Below are 16261 nucleotides of genomic sequence, written 5' to 3'. Positions count from 1 at the left end.
TTAAGAACATGAAAAAATATCAACTTTATATAAGCAGCTTGTTACTAACAGCAATCTTAGCCGGAAGCTGTACAAAGCTGGATGAAAAGGTTTACGACCAGGTAGATGCTTCGGGTTTCTTAACCCGCAGGGATGATGTGATAAGGGATTTTCTGAGGCCTTTTGAACATGGCTACTGGAGTATACAAGGTAACGATTACTACGCTGTTAGCGAAGATTGTACCGACGAGATAGGTACCTACAACCGCCAGGGCGATTGGCAGGATGGCGGCTACTACCAGCGTATGCACTACCACACCTGGACACCTACAGATGGCTTTACCAACGGCGTGTGGACAAACCTTTACCAGGGCATTGTATTATCAACCAATTCATTACAGGATATGGATGGCATTACCGACCCTGCAAAGCTCAATATTACGCCAGAGGAACTGGCAGATTTTAAATCTGAACTACGCACGTTAAGAGCCTGGTTTTACTTAAGAGCATTTGATTTTTACCGCAACATCGAAATTATTACTGATGTGAAAAACTCTACGCAGGGAAACCCGCAATCTACCCCGCAAGAGACATTTGCTTTTATTGAGAAAGAACTGACTGATGCTATACCAGGTTTGCCAACTCGTGACCAGTTAGGTGCTAAGGGTATAGGCAGGTGGACTAAAGCCGGGGCCGCATCGTTGTTAGCGAGGCTTTATCTGAATGCCAAGGTTTACACCGGCGTAGACAAATTTGCACAGGCAGAAGCTGTTTGTCGCGATATTATTGGCGGTAAATACGGAAGCTACGCGCTGGACAACCGTTGGGACGCACCGTTCGACTATACAAATAACTCGTTGAACTCAGAGGTGATCTACGGTTTCCCGGGTACATTATCGCGTACACACTGGCAGTATGATGGCGGGATGTTCTTTTTCGGGATGACTTACGATGCTGCACCGCTTTATATGGGCTTTACCGATTTTGGGCAGGCAAACCCGCGTTTTGCCCTGCAGCCCGGCCGCGATGTCGACAGCGTTGAATATTCGCATCAGTTAGGTAAACCATTTGTTAAATTTCAACGGTATCCGGATGATGTTCGTTTAAAAAAATACCGCAACCTGGGCAATAGCCAACGCGAAGGGATGTTCTTGTACGGTTATTTGCCGTTTACCCGAACCGTAAATGGTGTTGGACGTGCCGATACCGTTAGAGGTAATAAAGGGCCGTACCCTTTGTTTATTCGTGATCAGGTAGGTATGTTCTTAAATGCTAAGCCAGGTACGCGCATTGCTGATAAAGAATCGAACATGAACCATGCCGATCACAATTCAGGCGTGTTTATGGTTAAATACCCAATATACCCAACACCGGATGCAAACCGTATCACATCTGCATATGCAGAGGTGCGCTTATCAGAGATCTACTACACGCTGGCCGAGTGCTTGTACCGCAAAGGCGACAAAGCAGGTGCCGTTACTTATCTTAATCAGGTAAGAAAACGTAACTATCCTACCGGGTCTGCAAGTTTGTATCGCGCCGATGGCAGCCAGCTGAATGATCAGGAAATGCTCGATGAGTGGGGCAGGGAATTTATTGGCGAAAACCGCCGGAGAACGGATTTGATACGCTGGGGCGTATTTAACACCGGCACCTGGTGGGACAAAAAACCTGACGGTGATAACCATACAGAGATTTTCCCGATTGGTAGAGACATTCTTAATGTAAACCCGCAATTAAAGCAAAATCCGGGTTATTAAGTTTGGTTGATGTTGATTTTATATACGGCGCCCTTAGTAAGGGGCGCCGTTTTTATTGAATGATAAATCAACTGCCTGAAGACGTTTTGATGAAATTAAATGCGGATTTAAATAACGATGTGCCGTATATTGGGCTATCCAATTACAAACAGATTCTGCCGTTCGTCGTAACTAAAACAGGTGTCTTACATCATCGTTGTTATATTAGGACCAATGGGATCACAATAGTAAAATTATAAATCTATAAATCAACTTTTATGTCAGTCATCACCGGAGAAAAAGAATTTTTTAAAAATATCGGACAGGTAAAATACGAAGGGCTGGAGTCGGATAACCCTTTGGCTTTTCGCTGGTATGATGCTAATAAGGTTGTTGCCGGCAAAACCATGAAAGACCACCTGCGCTTTGCCTGCGCTTACTGGCATTCTTTTAACGGCACCGGTGCCGATCCTTTTGGTGGTGGCACGCATTTGTTCCCCTGGGATGTAAAGGCAGATGCGATAGAACGGGCTAAGGATAAGATGGATGCAGCTTTTGAATTCATTACCAAACTTAACCTGCCGTATTATTGCTTCCATGATATTGATGTGGTTGATTACACCAATGATGTAGCCGACAACGAGCGCAGGTTGCAAACCATGGTTGAATATGCCAAACAAAAACAAGCTGCCAGCGGTGTAAAGCTTTTATGGGGCACGGCTAATGTATTTAGCCACACGCGTTATATGAACGGCGCGTCTACCAACCCCGATTTTGGTGTACTAGCACATGCCGGTGCGCAGGTTAAAGCTGCAATGGATGCTACAATCGCCCTTGACGGTGAAAATTATGTTTTTTGGGGTGGCCGCGAAGGTTATATGACCTTGTTGAACACCAACATGAAGCGGGAGCAGGAGCATTTGGCCAAGTTTTTACATACTGCTAAAGATTATGCACGTAAACAGGGGTTTAAAGGTACTTTTTTTATAGAGCCCAAACCTTGCGAACCAACTAAACATCAGTATGATTATGATGCAGCCACGGTATTAGGGTTTCTGCAAAAGTATGACCTGCTTGGCGACTTTAAACTGAATCTGGAAGTGAATCATGCTACGCTTGCCGGGCACACCTTTCAGCACGAGCTGCAGGTTGCCGCCGATGCGGGGTTATTAGGATCTATTGATGCTAACAGGGGAGACTATCAAAATGGTTGGGATACCGATCAATTTCCGAACGATATAAATGAAGTAACGGAGTATATGCTTATTATTTTGCAGGCCGGCGGTTTCGCGGGCGGCGGTATTAATTTTGATGCAAAGATCCGTCGTAACTCTACAGACCCTGCTGATTTGTGCTACGCCCATGTCGGTGGAATGGATATTTTTGCGAGGGCCTTAGTTATTGCTGATAATATATTAAGTAAATCGGACTATAAAAAGATTAGAACAGACCGTTACACAAGCTTTGACAGTGGTGCGGGTAAGGATTTTGAAGACGGTAAACTATCATTGGAAGATTTACGCAACTACGCAGCATCAAATGGCGAACCTGCGGTTATAAGCGGCAAGCAGGAGTATCTTGAAAATTTAATAAACAGATTTATATAACACGTAGTCTATCGCCGCTAATCAGTAAATAACAGGTTTCGACCAGTTAAAAAAGTAACTTATTACCGGACAACATTGAAAGTGCTGTAAAGGTGTTAAGTTAAGCGGCTGTTGGATTGAAAATTATCTGCTGAATGTTAAAATAGAGGCGGTGTAACTGCATTCTTTTGGAGACCTGACACCTTAAATGGAATAAGCTTTTGGCAGCTGAGTATTATTTTTATTTTCGAAAAAATTATCTGCAATGGAACAGGAACTGGAGACACTGTTAAACGGCCTGAAGGAAAACTCAATCACCTTTAAAGAGGTAATTGAATTTATAGAAAAATACTATCATCACCAACCAACTGCTTTTAAAAATGGCGAGTTGGAAAATGAGGGTAATCAAAACCAGGGTAGCGCCAAGGTGTTTGCCTTTGCCCAATTAAATAACCTGGGCCGTGTGGAGACCTTGCAGTTATTTGCCGAACATTACCAGGCAGTATTGGCTAGTCCAGATGGTACCGACCATCAAAACATCAGGCAATTTATGCAGCACGGCTGGGATGGTATCGCTTTTAAAGGTACGGCGCTTACACTTAAATAGCTTAAACGGCCTGCTTTTGTAACATACGGCGCTGCATAACTTTTTGTACCAAAACAGAAAGTTTGCTTTTGTAATCATCAAACAGCCAATCGGTGTAGTTTTTTGTTACGCGCCCAAGGCATTTCCCATATTGTTTAACCCGCCATGATATTTCTTTCTCCAGTTCTTGTATCAGCAATTGGGCTTCGTCGCTATTGTCGCTGTTTTCCAGCACCATTTTGGCATGCTGCTTAATGGAATCCTGAATCACCACTTTTGATTTTAGCTGCTGATCCAAGGCATCCTGGTAAGCTTGCTGAACATCAAACGAAATGTGAAGACTGTTTGGGAATTTAGCTCGCATCTCAGAAGGTATCAAATGGCTTTCATGTGCAGATAAAGTATGCATTGCCTCATAAAACGCTTCCGGGCGCTCAAATACCATTTGCCAGTCAACCGGTTTGTTCCATTCGCCAAATCTGTCGGTATTATTACCCAGGTCAATTATAGCAAACATTTTCTTTTGGGGTAACCTTCTCGACCCGCGGCCAATCATTTGATGGTACAGGGTAAGGGAGGTTGTTGCTCTATTGAGTATAACGGTTTGCACTGTGGGTTCGTCGAAACCGGTAGTAAGGATGGAAACGGAACTGAGAATGGCTCCCCTGGTGTTTTTAAACCATTTAAGGATTTCTGATCTTTCGGCCGGCGGTGTTTGGTTGTCCAGGTGCCGCACCTGGTAGCCGGCATCCATAAAGAGTTGGTAAACGTTTCTTGATGTGAAAATCCCATTATTAAAAATGAGGGTCTTCTTGTTTTTAGAGTGCGATTCATAAGCGTGCATTAACAGCTCAAGCATAGCAGGAGAGGAGTATAGCTCATCAGAGGTGCTTACTGTAAAATCGCCATGAATGCCTGTTTTAAGCGTGTTCAATTCCACATCATAACGCCAGTTGGTAGGCCGGGCTAAAAATCCACTGCTAATCAGGTCGGCAATATTTTGCCCGGTAATAAGCTCGCTATAAAACTTCCGCATTGGTAAACTAACGTCAGAGCTTAGCGGCGTGGCGGTAACACCAATTACTATTGCATTGGCAAATTTGCCAAGCAGTTTTTGAAACGAGTTATGGTGGGCCTCGTCAATGATCACCAAACCGATATCTTCTGTACGGATAAGTCCATCCCTTATGCGGTTCTTCAACGTTTCAACCATTGCCACGTAACAATTTTGGTTTTCCCCGCGCGTAATCCGTTTTACCGTACTGTTAATTATTTTATTGTTTACACCCAGCTTTTTAAGCGTTGCCGATGTTTGAGTACACAATTCTAACCTATGCGTAAGCACAATTACTTTTTTACCAAACGTTTTTAAAAACCTATCGGCTATGGCAGAAAACACACGTGTTTTGCCTCCACCTGTCGGTAGCTGGTACAGCAGCCGATAATTTGCAGGTGCATTTTCAAGTTTGCTAAATATATTGTTCAGGTCGTTTTCCTGGTAGTCGTATAGATTGTATTCCATAAATTCACGCTGCTTTTGAAGATAGCGTATCATATCAACCATTTGCCGTCGCTATTGTTAGGTAATTAATTAAATTAAAACTCAAGTGCGCATCGTCAAATAGCTACACCTCTGTGTGTAAAGAGGTTTTCATCCTAAATTATACAGGCACTCTTCGGGGTCTTTATTTTCGATTTGTTTGTCTGTCTATCGTCAGTTGATGTTTTTGACTTTAATGCTATGAAGTTATTCTTGTTTGGTATGGCTATTGCAGCTAAAAACAAAAAACTAATATGGAAAGTCGAAATATCAATAAGCCAGACAATGACAACAATTTACAAGCAGATATTGATGCGGCGGAAAGTATGTCGAACGAATCTGTAACCGGCCCCGATGATGTGATTGCTAGAGATGTGGATGAGTTAGAGCAGAACGAAAATCAAACTCAAAAATCTTTAGATAACTAATTATTTGGCTAGCATTTTGGCAACTGCCTGCAACGCAAGAGGCTTTATAATTTTGTACCCCTGAAGATTAGGATGCACACCATCAGCAGAAAGTGCGGCCGGAAGCCCACGTTTATCATCTGCCATGGCGGTAAAATAATCCAGGTAAGTGATATTGTGTTTGTTCGCATAGGTCTTGATCATCTCATTCAAGGCCTTAATTTTTTCAACCGGATTGATTGCCGGTCGCCACGGGAACGCAGCTGCAGGCAATACAGATGAAAGCACAACCTTTATGTTGTTGGCCCTGGCCAATTCGGCCATTGAAAATATATTACCTGCCACATCCTCCAATTTTGAGGGCCCGTTGTTTTCTGCTATATCATTTATACCAGCAAGTATTACCACTGCCGAAGGATTTAGGTTTATCACGTCTTCGCGAAATCGTAGCAGCATTTGCTCTGTGGTTTGCCCGCTAATGCCGCGGTCTATGAAATGGTTAGCTGCAAAGAAAGTCGAATCGTTGCTAATCCAAAAGTCGGTAATGGAATCGCCCATGTAAACTACACGCTTAACTGATCTTGTTGAAGCCGGTAAGGCTGCATTTGCATCCTGATAGCGTTTAATGTTTGGCCAATCCTGAGCAGAAGCGTTTAAACCGCCTAATAACAATGCTAACAACAAAATGATGTTTCTCATATCTTTCAAATCAATAACAATCAAACGCCGGGATAATGATTTTCGTTTTGAACCACCTAAAAAAATGCCGTGAATTAACTGATATTTAATATTGCTTTTATATTTTTATAGCAGTACCTAACTATTATCTATGGCTTTCGGTTTTACGCCAAAACATACTGCGGAATATCCACTTAGTGATTTAACTTCCCAACAATTTTTAGCAATTGCTAGCCTGGTGATTCGTAATCTTAACTGGCGGCTTGATTACGCCAGCGCAAACGGTCTGCTAGCATTTACAGATCGTGGATTGTTTAAAACAAATGCAGATATCGAGATTAAGATTACTGATAACGTCGCGTTTGTTAAAAGCTCATCAACAGGCAATGAGATATTTGATCTCGGGAGGAATAAAAAATTCGTTGCGGCATTTGAAGCAATGTTTAACGAGCTTAAATTGTCGCTGTCAGCTGATGATTTAAACACAGAGTATCAACAGCTACAGGAAACTTTCCTGCCTGCAGAAGATGATATTTTGCTCTTGCCGCCATTAACCGCTACTCAAAAAATCAAAAATTTTCTTGGTTTTTTTATACCGGTAAAAGGGTTTTATGTTACGCCGATTATTTTAGATATCAATCTCCTGCTGTTTGTGTTAATGGTGATCAGTGGGGTAAATTTTATACAGCCAGATAATCAAAGTTTGATTTCCTGGGGCGCTAACTTTAGGCCTGTTACGCTAAATGGGCAATGGTGGCGCGTATTATTTAGCTGTTTTTTGCACATCGGGATAATACACCTGTTGCTTAATATGTACGCCCTGCTTTATATCGGCATTTTGCTGGAACCTTACCTGGGCACTAAACGTTTTATAACCGCCTACCTGCTTACAGGTATAATTTCCGGCACAACCAGTTTAACCTGGCATGACCTCACTATAAGCGCCGGGGCGTCAGGCGCCATATTTGGTATGTATGGTGTATTTTTAGCCATGCTGACAACAAACGTGATCGAAAAGTCGGCTCGTAAGCCGTTGTTAATCAGCATAAGTATATTTGTTATTTTTAACCTCCTCAACGGGCTTAAAAGCGGTATTGACAATGCCGCCCATATAGGTGGTTTAATCAGCGGTGTAATAATTGGCTACACATTTATACCGGCTTTAAGAGTGCCTGATGACGAACGATCAACTGATTCGGAAAACAGATCGGTTCTTATTTTATTATGCATAGTATTAGCAGGGACATGTTTTACCCTGCAGCGTATCCCTAATGATTTGGGCCTTTACGATACAGCAATGAAAAAGTTCGCCGCTAATGAAGTAAAGGCACTGAACATTTTATTAGATACCGCCCGCCGACGAAAAATCGCGTAGCATACGAAGTTAAATATCAAGGGGTGCCATATTGGGAGGATAACGTGAGCTTATTAAACCAGGCAGATAAATTGAATATCCCTTACCGTTTTCATCATCGTAATGCACAACTCATTGCCTATTGCCGCACGCGAATTGAAGTCTACAATCTTATTTATAAAACGATAGATGAGCGGACCTACAAATATCGCCCGGCTATTCTGGCAGGCAACCAAAAGATCGCAGCCATGCTTAAAGAGTTGAAGGAACATGAGGCGGAAAAGGAGTAATTAAAACATTAGAAAACAAAAAACCTCTCCAACTGATTGAAGAGGTTTTTAAATCGATTGGTATCGCTTGTTGTCGGGATGGCAGGATGCATCCGCAACGCTCTAAATTATTGGTTATCAAATACTTTAATTACACCATATAGACGAGGGTGTGATTTAGGGCATTTTCTGAAACTTCTAAGGAACTATTTCGCAGTGCTGGCCTTTTATTTGCTGTCAATGCTTATCAAAAATACTAAGAAAAAAAGATTTTGAGGAATTCATTTTCGATTATTATTTATGAAACATTCATATAAATGTTGTCTGATTGCGTGCTACAAACAACTAAATAACGCTTCAACTTTGGCCACGTAATCCTCAGCCGTTCTTTTGTCAATAACATCATTTGTACAGATAGCGTCATTATAGGTATGTCCGGCACAGTTTCTTAAGTCTAATATGTATCGACAGGTGTCAAACAATATTTCAGCTGAACTATAATCTCTCCAAATTGTCTTCAGGTAATCTGCAAAAGCTACCATTAATGGAACAGAATTGTAATTATAAGTAGGGTTCCTTGCTTGAGAGATGTAGTAAAACAATTCAAATATCTGGGTCAAATTTCCAAATTTATAAGTTGTATCACTGTTGTTTGTAAAGGTCTTTAAATGATAAAAATCAATTTTCTTTTCATTGATCCCCCCAATATCAAAGCCTATGGTGGTACTGCCAGGCCTTGCTATACTCAAATTGTTAAAGATGTAGATTAATTTGTCCCTATAATTTACGTCCGAACTAAAGGTAATTTTGTCTGACGGGCTTAGGAAAGCTTTAAAACCATTTATCCATTTAATCATCTGAAATTCTAACGCCCGACCATATTGAATGACAACAGGTGCGAAGTCAGCTGAACTTCCTAACGTTTTTAGAAGAAATTTACCGGTTGATAGGTATCGAAGCGTTTTTGAAGGGTCTATTTTATTGGGGTCGATAATAGATTGAATTTCACTTTCATAAGTGGAATAGTCCGCTTTAGCTGTATATTCATCAATCTTACGTATTTGCTCATCTATAAGTATTTGAAGGTCTGATTCTTTTTCCTCTTTCTGTTTTTTAGTATCAATAAGCTGCTTCTCCAGCTCTTCTTTTCCAGAAGTTGCAGTTGATAATTGGCTATTAAGCTCATCAATTTTATTATCATAGTCTTTAAGGGTTTCGCCCGACTTAATTAATTGCTCTTTTATCGACTCATAATCTTCAACGAAACGATCTCGCTGTATATTCAATAAACTAAGTTTTAAATTGGTCTGTTCATCAAAAAAACCTTGACCAAAATATTTGTCATATTCGATGCTACCATCATCATCTATCTTAACTTCATTAACATATTTATCTTTCAAACCCACTTCAACATCATTGGGATGATTGAAATAATACATTTTAATATCATCGGGGGAGACTATTTTCTTACCTACATATTCCTGAAATTTGTAGATCAGATATTCACTATGAGTTTCTAAAAGAAATTGGATGTTGAATCTTGAGGCTGCGTCAATCAACAACTCTGCTATTTTTGCTTGTAAAGACGGATGAAGATTTGCTTCCGGTTCTTCTATCAGGAGGGTCGAAGGGCTAAAATATATTGCAGTTTCAAAATAGCCCTCCGGTTCATTATGATTGTACTCATATGCCCTCTGCTGCTTATGAGCCACGATTGCAATTTTCATGATGATTGGGAGCAATTGTGATACGCCATATCCCAAATCAATAAGTGGTGTTTTTGAACCATCAAAATTAACCAGGAAGATTTTAGTTAAACCAATGGTCTCATCTCTGAATACATAAAGTTCCTTTCCGATCTTGAATCCTTTTTGTTTCTTGTGACCTTCTTCATCGATCTCGCCTTTTCCTATCCAGAAGTTCACAAAATTCTGAATTTGCTTATGATGTTCTATATTGATGGCAGTAAAGTCCCTTGCGATCTGAATGTCCTCGCTATTTTGTTCATCTATAAACCATTCTCTGTTTCTGCCCCTTGTAGTTGGTAGAAAATAGATGTTTTTTAAGCTATAAAACGTCTTCCCAACAGCATCCAAAAAATCCTTTTCTATCGCTTTTAACAGTGTTACGAAAATTTGGCTGTTAGGTGTTGTTTGAAGCTTAGGTTCTTTAAAAATGTCTCTGATGTTTTTTTCTTCGCTTGAATTTGATGTCTTTTCAGACAACTCTTCTCGGAATTCGGCGCGAACTATATCCCGGTCCATTCCGCCAAAGATGCCAGAGAAGCTATCTTTAAAGCTATCTAAAACTTCGCTATGGCTGTTACTTTTGCCAAGAAGTAATTTGGTCGTGACACTTTCTTCAATTGCCGAAAGCTTTAATTTTTCCTCCGCCTCTACATTTGAATAATCGGAGAACAAATATTTTCCTACGCTCAGTTTACTGATAAAATCTCCGTATGCGTCTATTTTATTATTGAAAAATGGCAAGTCAAAACCAATCCCGTTAAACTTTTTAATCCTTTCAAAAAGGTCAACAGTAAAGTATTCTTCAGTTTTTTCATTAGGTTCAAACTCCTCTTCATTTTTAATGAAAGGTGCCTCTAAGAGAAGTTGGATAATGTTATGCAGATCAATGCTTGTTTGCAAATCCCAATACGGTCCGTCCTCATCACTTTGCGTATAGCCTATTAAATTGGACCAATGTAAATACTTACCGTCTTTTACAACAGCAATACTTTTGATATCGTGTGAAACCCTTTTTTCAACAGGTGTGGTCTTGCTGATGATACGATTAAGATCATATCTTATCTCAAAGGACGCTGCGATCTCCCTACCGCTTCCCAAGGTTATTGGAAAAGCAAAAACCAGATCTTCGTCATCTTCAAAAATTGGCAACTTACTGGGATCATTGCCAGCTTCCTTACTAAGATCAGCAAGCCGTGAATACATTGAACTGAGTTTTGTTGTTTCTGGAGTTTTGAACGTTGACATTACTCCACGGTTGAAGATCCTTTCAAGATTTCCAAGCTCATGCCTCATGCTCTTAAAATCTAAGGTTTCCGAAACGATTCCATTTTCGTAATTATTAACCAAGAACTGTATTGCTTTGAAAACAGAACTTTTTCCTGCATTATTGGTTCCCGTAATTAAAGTAATAGGTGCAAATTTGAGATTTTCCTTTGTACTGAAGGTTCTAAAGTTCTGTAACCCCAATCCTTTTAAATTTGGCATTTTGTAGCTTATTATATTTACGTTTAATATATACAATTATTTATGGATGAAAAATAGTTGTCAGAAAATATAATCGAGAACAACCCGCAGAAAAAAGGACATTCCGTCCTCGAGAAAGACAGTGAGGGATTGTAATTCATGTTTTTAATTATCAATAAAAACAACCAGTAGTTTACCAACAGGTTCAGATAAATTGGCAACATACAATCTATAATCCAGTAAAAAATTCGTCAAATCTTTTTCCTGTTCGAACTGTAAGATTATTGGTGCCAAATGAGCTACCTAGTGATGTTTTAACCCATCGAAATGCCTTGTTAAGTTATAACAAAACATCAAGGTTATATCCGCCTTTTACTACTGTCGGCAGGTGAGCCTTTAATTGTTTCGCGGTATCCAGATCGAATGGTAACTTGACAGTAAAGCGAGGATGTTATTGATTTTTACAAAAAAAGATGAGAAAAAAAATCCGTTGTTAAGAATTCCGCTCTTATTTTTGAGTTATGAAACCTTATTCCGCAGATCTCCGTAGCCTTACCAGCCAATTAGAAACATTTGAGGGCTGCAGCGACGTCACCGAATATTTCCTTAAACGGTCGATCGATGAAGTGAGATCGACGGATGACGGCAGCGAACTGAGATACAGCGGTTTTTATCAACTGTTCCTGCCAGGCGTGGTCAGGTCGAATATCGAACATATTTATCAGCATGGTGGATCACCGATAGAGAAGATCTTTTTTGCGTCCCTGCAATTGCTGTTCATCAGAAGTCAGGTCCCCTGTCTGCATTTCTGGGGCGCTTCAGAGAATGCCGAAGCGACGATCGCTGCTTACCGGGAAAAACATCTGGCGATCATGCGCTGGATAGATAGCTACCGGGAAGCAACAGGTGATCAGGAATTAGCGCGCTTCGACCTGGCTTTAAACGAAAAGGTCGAAAAAGGACAAATGACCGCCGAGGATGTGACCGAGGTCAGCATCCATCAGCACCTGATCGCCAATTTTGAATGGAATGGTGTTCATGCCATGATGCAGGCCGGTCTACCCGGAATCAAGGTGAATAGCCGATCGATCCGCTGCGACCTACTGATATGGGTACCCGGTGATGAAAGCGTCAAGATCGTTATCGAATGTGATGGTTTTGCCTGGCATTCGTCAAAAGAAAGCTTTGTGAGCGACCGGGCGAGGGACCGGCAATTGCAATTGAATGGCTACCGCGTCATCCGTTTTTCCGGTAGCGAAATCAATGAGGACCCCAGTCGGGTGGCCAGCGAACTTTTTGATCTTTTACAAGCGATCAACCCGGAGATCATCTAATAATTAACCCAAAACGCCTCTTTCCTGATACAGCAAAAAAGCCTCCGATACAATATCCGCTGCCAGGGGATCTATATAGGGGATCACAATGTCCCGAAAATTTTCAGCCGTCCGAACGATATATTTGCGCAGATAAGTATGCGTTTTTTCTTCCCGCAGGGTGAGTATATGCAACAAGTGGATGCATTGCAGTAATTGTGCTTTAAATTGCAGCTGATCGATCTCGCCAGCCTGAAGTTGTACGAATAATCCGCAAACACCGTCTTTAAAATGACTGATCACACATTCCGCGCGATCCAGCCGCAATTCCAGGCGGTTCAGCAAACAGATCTCTATTGTGCGCTGACCTCTTTGCTGCTCGTCAATTCCCGTGATCCTGATCCCTTGGCCGTTGGGATCCAGGACAAACGCAAAAAAATCCTCCGGATGGTCGATCTCTGGATGAAGCAGGTAAGGCATTTCTTCCAGCAGCGGCGCGGTATGTGCCCTGCAAAGCGCCAGGTCCAGCTGACCATCAGGTGAAAAACTGGGCCCAGGTACCCTTGGCCCAAGAATGGGAAATTGATTGTGTTTAGCGCCTTCGCGGTTACAGGTGATACAGGAAGGTATCAGATTACTCCATTCATAGCATAACCAGTAATACCCTAGATGGCCCGCTTCCTCGGCTATGCCCTTTTTAGGCCGGTAATGTTCGATATCTGCTTTGGTAAGCCGTTCGCAATAAGCGCATTTATATTGATAGGCGATCGACAGCTGATCTTCTACACGGGAACGCCGGCCGTCGGGAGTGTTATAAGTGTCCCGGTACACGGCATCTGAGATCAGCGTTAAATCACGCGTATCCACGATCAGCGTTAAAGCTGCGAGGGTAGCTTCGGAGGCCAGCCGCACCGTTTTGTCTTCATCCCGCTTGATCACATATCTCATTGGCCGCGCTGTTTAAATAATCGGATCAGTTCCTGTTCTTTTTCATCAGAGAGATAGGCAGCGATCCGGGCCTTGACCTGATCATTGAATTCCAATTCTGAATAAGTGGTCTCGGTCCTTACCAATTTCTTATCCTCGTGGCTTTCGGGAATGATGTCCTCAAGACCAAAGATCGGGGAAGTCAAAATGGTATTGGGCAACAGGTCCCCTAAATGTAAACGCTCGTCAAGGCGTGTTACCCTGACCCCCTCATCGCGGATGCGCGCTACCTTGAACAGCTGACTGTTCCTGGGAACTCCCAAAAGCGGAATAGGGCTATGCGTTGACGCGATGAACTGGATCTTAGGAAATGTCCTGGTCAATTGGATCACGATATTCTTCTGTAGCTTGGGATGGAGATGGATATCGATCTCATCGATCAGTACAATGCCTGTGAATTCCGAAGGATCGCTGATCTCGGGTTGCTGCATATAAAGGCGGACCAGGATATCGCCGATCATAGCGATCATGCTCTTAAGCCCCGAAGCCAGCTTATCAAACGTAACACCTGGTAATTCCTGGCCGTCGTTATCTTGCTCGATATAGGTGGTGCCGGCCTGGTCATTGAGCTGATCGCTAAAGTCGATGCGGTGCAGGTTCGGCAAAATATCGGTCAGTATCTCTGTGATGAAATATTTGCGCTTATCGAACAACGCTTTGCTGGCCGGGTCGCTGCGCCAACGCTCGAACTGATTCTGCAGATCGATCAAATAGGTCTCGTCATCAAATAAAGAGGCGGTCAGATCGTCAACATTCGTATTCGGTAAGGGCGACTGTGGCCGGTTTTTAAGGTGATTGGTCCGTAACCGTGATTGGCCATAAGCCGCAAATCCATAGGCGAGCGGATAATTCTGCACAGCGTTAGAAGGCGGGTGCTCGATCCAGGTGACCTCGCCGTTTTCAAAAAACAATTTTAGATCCACTTTCGGTGCCGCGTTGTCTATGCCCTTTAAACTCACATCAATACCGCAGATCGCGGCTGCAATGGCTCTTAATATAGATGACTTACCGGTACCGTTCTCCCCGGTAAAAAATATCCATTGGGAGGAGAAAGGGATATCTGTTATCTGCAAATGCTTGATTGGGCCGAAATCAATTATTTCGATGCTCTGGAGTTTGATAGTGGCCGGCGCTTCACTATCGATATAGGCGTTGGTCTGCTGAACTCTGTAACTATCGACCTTTGATTTTTGTTCCTCAAACTCGGTCGTCGAAATGAAGCCGATACTGGTTTTGTCATCTTTGAAAAAATCGGCTCCATGTTTTGAAATGATCTCATCGATCGCAATTTTGTCCGTACGGATAAAAGTTGCTAATGATTCCAAATAGCCGCCTTGGTATTTTTTACGAAAGCGTTTGCCGCTGATTTCCAACTGAAGTTCATTCAACAGATAGTTGTTAATAAACCGCCGCTTCTGATCAGAATCAGAAGTATTTATCTCCAGGTAACTCTCGCCCGTAAGAAACTCGATAACAAAAATGATATTTGGAGATTTGTTCTTCCAGTCCATTCCTGTCCAAAAAGAAACGGCTAGGTAACTTTCGTTACCGTAGAACCAGTACCCATCTTCCAATTTACCATCCCGATTGCTTCGACGAAATGTAAAATGAAAACTAGGATCGTTCTGCCAATGTTTTACCAGCAGCTCGTACACCTCATTATGAATCGTTTCGACTTGCATGATCAGGGTTGCATCACCAAATATAAAAGTGTTTTGTTGGCATCAGTTTTTTGTGGACGCCTTACAGTTGTCCATTTGTTTAGACCGAATTTTTCATTCATCAGGCGAGGCATCCAGTTATAGGCCAGGTCATCCTTACCCTGAAGATCATCCGGCAAATGCTCTGCTATCTTTTTTTGAATAGTTATCCAACTGCACTCTCCAGCCTCAATTTGTTTGATCAATTTTTCATCAGCATAGACTTTTGCCGAAGCGTTTTTGAAATACATTTCCAGTACATTCTCTTGACTTAGCTCTGGCCGGTTCCCTTCTTCGTCATTGATCTCCATTTCGACGGTTCCCACATTCTTTCGCACGTTTTGCAATTCTTTCGCAAACTTATTTTTTAAGCCAGCTGCATAGGTGTTTAATGCGGCTGCGTTATAGTCTTTGTCGCGTACCTGATATATCGCTTCAAAACTCAATACTCTTACGGATAAATGATAGGGTTTTCCGCCCGAACTGCTCCAAAATATACCGTTACCAGGTATAGGTTCATTTAGTAAAGAACTCAGCAAATCATTACTAAAATGCGCGTTTGCTTTACGAAGCGCGTTTAGATCGACCGCTGACAACAGGTGAAAAATAAACCAGTTGTCGCCTTGACTTAGGATCTCATCGGAAATACTGCCCGGTTGTTGCGTGATCAAGACGGCACCCAACCCGAACTTTCGTCCTTCCTTTACCCAGGCCACATAAGGCCCTTCTGCACCGCCAGAACTGCCCAGGACGGATTGTGCCTCTTCAATTACCGCAATGGTCGGTATACTATTCGGCTCTGCTTTAGTGAACTCATTTTGGTTATGCTCAAAGATCTGCTGTAAGATAATACCCGATAGGATGAGTCCGTTCTGTCCGCGCATTTGCGAGATATCTACCACACAAAGTTT

The 16261-nt window shown here is 42.1% G+C and carries 13 protein-coding genes; 7 read left to right on the top strand and 6 right to left on the bottom strand.

Going from position 1 to position 16261, the window contains the following annotated elements:
* The first annotated feature begins 8 nt into the window (after positions 1-8).
* The 3 genes from ACE5CV_RS13530 to ACE5CV_RS13520 all read left to right on the top strand — a co-directional run bounded on the left by ACE5CV_RS13530 (position 9) and on the right by ACE5CV_RS13520 (position 3911).
* Positions 9-1739, top strand: coding sequence for a RagB/SusD family nutrient uptake outer membrane protein (locus ACE5CV_RS13530; RefSeq protein ID WP_374950715.1), 1731 nt, complete (start codon positions 9-11; stop codon positions 1737-1739).
* Positions 1740-1996: 257 nt separating this feature from the next.
* Positions 1997-3325 carry a xylose isomerase gene (xylA, locus tag ACE5CV_RS13525; RefSeq protein ID WP_374950714.1) on the top strand — a complete coding sequence of 443 codons (1329 nt, stop codon included), beginning with the start codon at positions 1997-1999 and terminating at the stop codon, positions 3323-3325.
* A 244-nt stretch (positions 3326-3569) separates the two neighbouring features.
* Positions 3570-3911 carry a HopJ type III effector protein gene (locus tag ACE5CV_RS13520; protein WP_374950713.1) on the top strand — a complete coding sequence of 114 codons (342 nt, stop codon included), beginning with the start codon at positions 3570-3572 and terminating at the stop codon, positions 3909-3911.
* Between the two features lies 1 nt (position 3912).
* Here the strand turns inward: ACE5CV_RS13520 and ACE5CV_RS13515 are convergent, their stop codons facing one another.
* Entirely contained in the window at positions 3913-5445 is a 1533-nt protein-coding gene (locus ACE5CV_RS13515; RefSeq protein WP_374950712.1) for a DEAD/DEAH box helicase, read from the bottom strand.
* Positions 5446-5684: 239 nt separating this feature from the next.
* Here ACE5CV_RS13515 and ACE5CV_RS13510 point away from each other — a divergent pair, with 239 nt between their 5' ends.
* Positions 5685-5858, top strand: a complete 174-nt coding sequence (locus ACE5CV_RS13510; protein ID WP_374950711.1) for a hypothetical protein — start codon at positions 5685-5687, stop codon at positions 5856-5858.
* Here the strand turns inward: ACE5CV_RS13510 and ACE5CV_RS13505 are convergent, their stop codons facing one another.
* Positions 5859-6536 (bottom strand): GDSL-type esterase/lipase family protein, encoded by a 678-nt coding sequence (locus tag ACE5CV_RS13505; RefSeq protein WP_374950710.1) that lies wholly within the window; start codon positions 6534-6536, stop codon positions 5859-5861.
* Between the two features lie 130 nt (positions 6537-6666).
* Between ACE5CV_RS13505 and ACE5CV_RS13500 the strand changes: the two genes are divergently transcribed.
* Together ACE5CV_RS13500 and ACE5CV_RS13495 are read left to right on the top strand one after the other, a co-directional pair.
* Positions 6667-7890 (top strand): rhomboid family intramembrane serine protease, encoded by a 1224-nt coding sequence (locus ACE5CV_RS13500; RefSeq protein WP_374950709.1) that lies wholly within the window; start codon positions 6667-6669, stop codon positions 7888-7890.
* Positions 7891-7934: 44 nt separating this feature from the next.
* On the top strand, positions 7935-8159 hold the full coding sequence (locus tag ACE5CV_RS13495; protein WP_374950708.1) for a hypothetical protein: 225 nt from the start codon (positions 7935-7937) through the stop codon (positions 8157-8159).
* Between the two features lie 314 nt (positions 8160-8473).
* Here the strand turns inward: ACE5CV_RS13495 and ACE5CV_RS13490 are convergent, their stop codons facing one another.
* The gene (locus ACE5CV_RS13490) at positions 8474-11371 is read right to left on the bottom strand and encodes a DUF3696 domain-containing protein (protein WP_374950707.1); all 2898 of its coding nucleotides are present in this window, start codon (positions 11369-11371) and stop codon (positions 8474-8476) included.
* 500 nt (positions 11372-11871) lie between these two features.
* On the opposite strand from ACE5CV_RS13490, the gene ACE5CV_RS13485 reads away from it, so the two are divergent.
* Positions 11872-12684, top strand: coding sequence for an endonuclease domain-containing protein (locus ACE5CV_RS13485; protein ID WP_374950706.1), 813 nt, complete (start codon positions 11872-11874; stop codon positions 12682-12684).
* Positions 12685-12687: 3 nt separating this feature from the next.
* On the opposite strand, the gene ACE5CV_RS13480 is transcribed toward ACE5CV_RS13485, so the two are convergent.
* From ACE5CV_RS13480 to ACE5CV_RS13470, 3 genes are all read right to left on the bottom strand, one after another.
* Positions 12688-13530 carry a hypothetical protein gene (locus ACE5CV_RS13480; protein WP_374950705.1) on the bottom strand — a complete coding sequence of 281 codons (843 nt, stop codon included), beginning with the start codon at positions 13528-13530 and terminating at the stop codon, positions 12688-12690.
* A 77-nt stretch (positions 13531-13607) separates the two neighbouring features.
* Positions 13608-15332 (bottom strand): AAA family ATPase, encoded by a 1725-nt coding sequence (locus ACE5CV_RS13475; protein ID WP_374950704.1) that lies wholly within the window; start codon positions 15330-15332, stop codon positions 13608-13610.
* Between the two features lie 2 nt (positions 15333-15334).
* The coding region (locus ACE5CV_RS13470; protein ID WP_374950703.1) for an ATP-binding protein at positions 15335-16261 on the bottom strand (927 nt) is incomplete at its 5' end.

It is taken from the genome of Mucilaginibacter sp. (genome assembly GCF_964263795.1).
Taxonomy (GTDB): Bacteria; Bacteroidota; Bacteroidia; order Sphingobacteriales; family Sphingobacteriaceae; genus Mucilaginibacter.
This window is presented reverse-complemented; position numbering and strand designations above follow the sequence as displayed.

Bases quoted from the DNA above. Each gene is read 5' to 3' on its own strand.
- ACE5CV_RS13505 (WP_374950710.1), bottom strand. From the start codon at position 6,536: ATGAGAAACATCATTTTGTTGTTAGCATTGTTATTAGGCGGTTTAAAC.
- ACE5CV_RS13485 (WP_374950706.1), top strand. From the start codon at position 11,872: ATGAAACCTTATTCCGCAGATCTCCGTAGCCTTACCAGCCAATTAGAA.
- ACE5CV_RS13490 (WP_374950707.1), bottom strand. From the start codon at position 11,371: ATGCCAAATTTAAAAGGATTGGGGTTACAGAACTTTAGAACCTTCAGT.
- ACE5CV_RS13510 (WP_374950711.1), top strand. From the start codon at position 5,685: ATGGAAAGTCGAAATATCAATAAGCCAGACAATGACAACAATTTACAA.
- ACE5CV_RS13515 (WP_374950712.1), bottom strand. From the start codon at position 5,445: ATGATACGCTATCTTCAAAAGCAGCGTGAATTTATGGAATACAATCTA.
- ACE5CV_RS13530 (WP_374950715.1), top strand. From the start codon at position 9: ATGAAAAAATATCAACTTTATATAAGCAGCTTGTTACTAACAGCAATC.
- ACE5CV_RS13475 (WP_374950704.1), bottom strand. From the start codon at position 15,332: ATGCAAGTCGAAACGATTCATAATGAGGTGTACGAGCTGCTGGTAAAA.
- xylA (WP_374950714.1), top strand. From the start codon at position 1,997: ATGTCAGTCATCACCGGAGAAAAAGAATTTTTTAAAAATATCGGACAG.
- ACE5CV_RS13520 (WP_374950713.1), top strand. From the start codon at position 3,570: ATGGAACAGGAACTGGAGACACTGTTAAACGGCCTGAAGGAAAACTCA.
- ACE5CV_RS13500 (WP_374950709.1), top strand. From the start codon at position 6,667: ATGGCTTTCGGTTTTACGCCAAAACATACTGCGGAATATCCACTTAGT.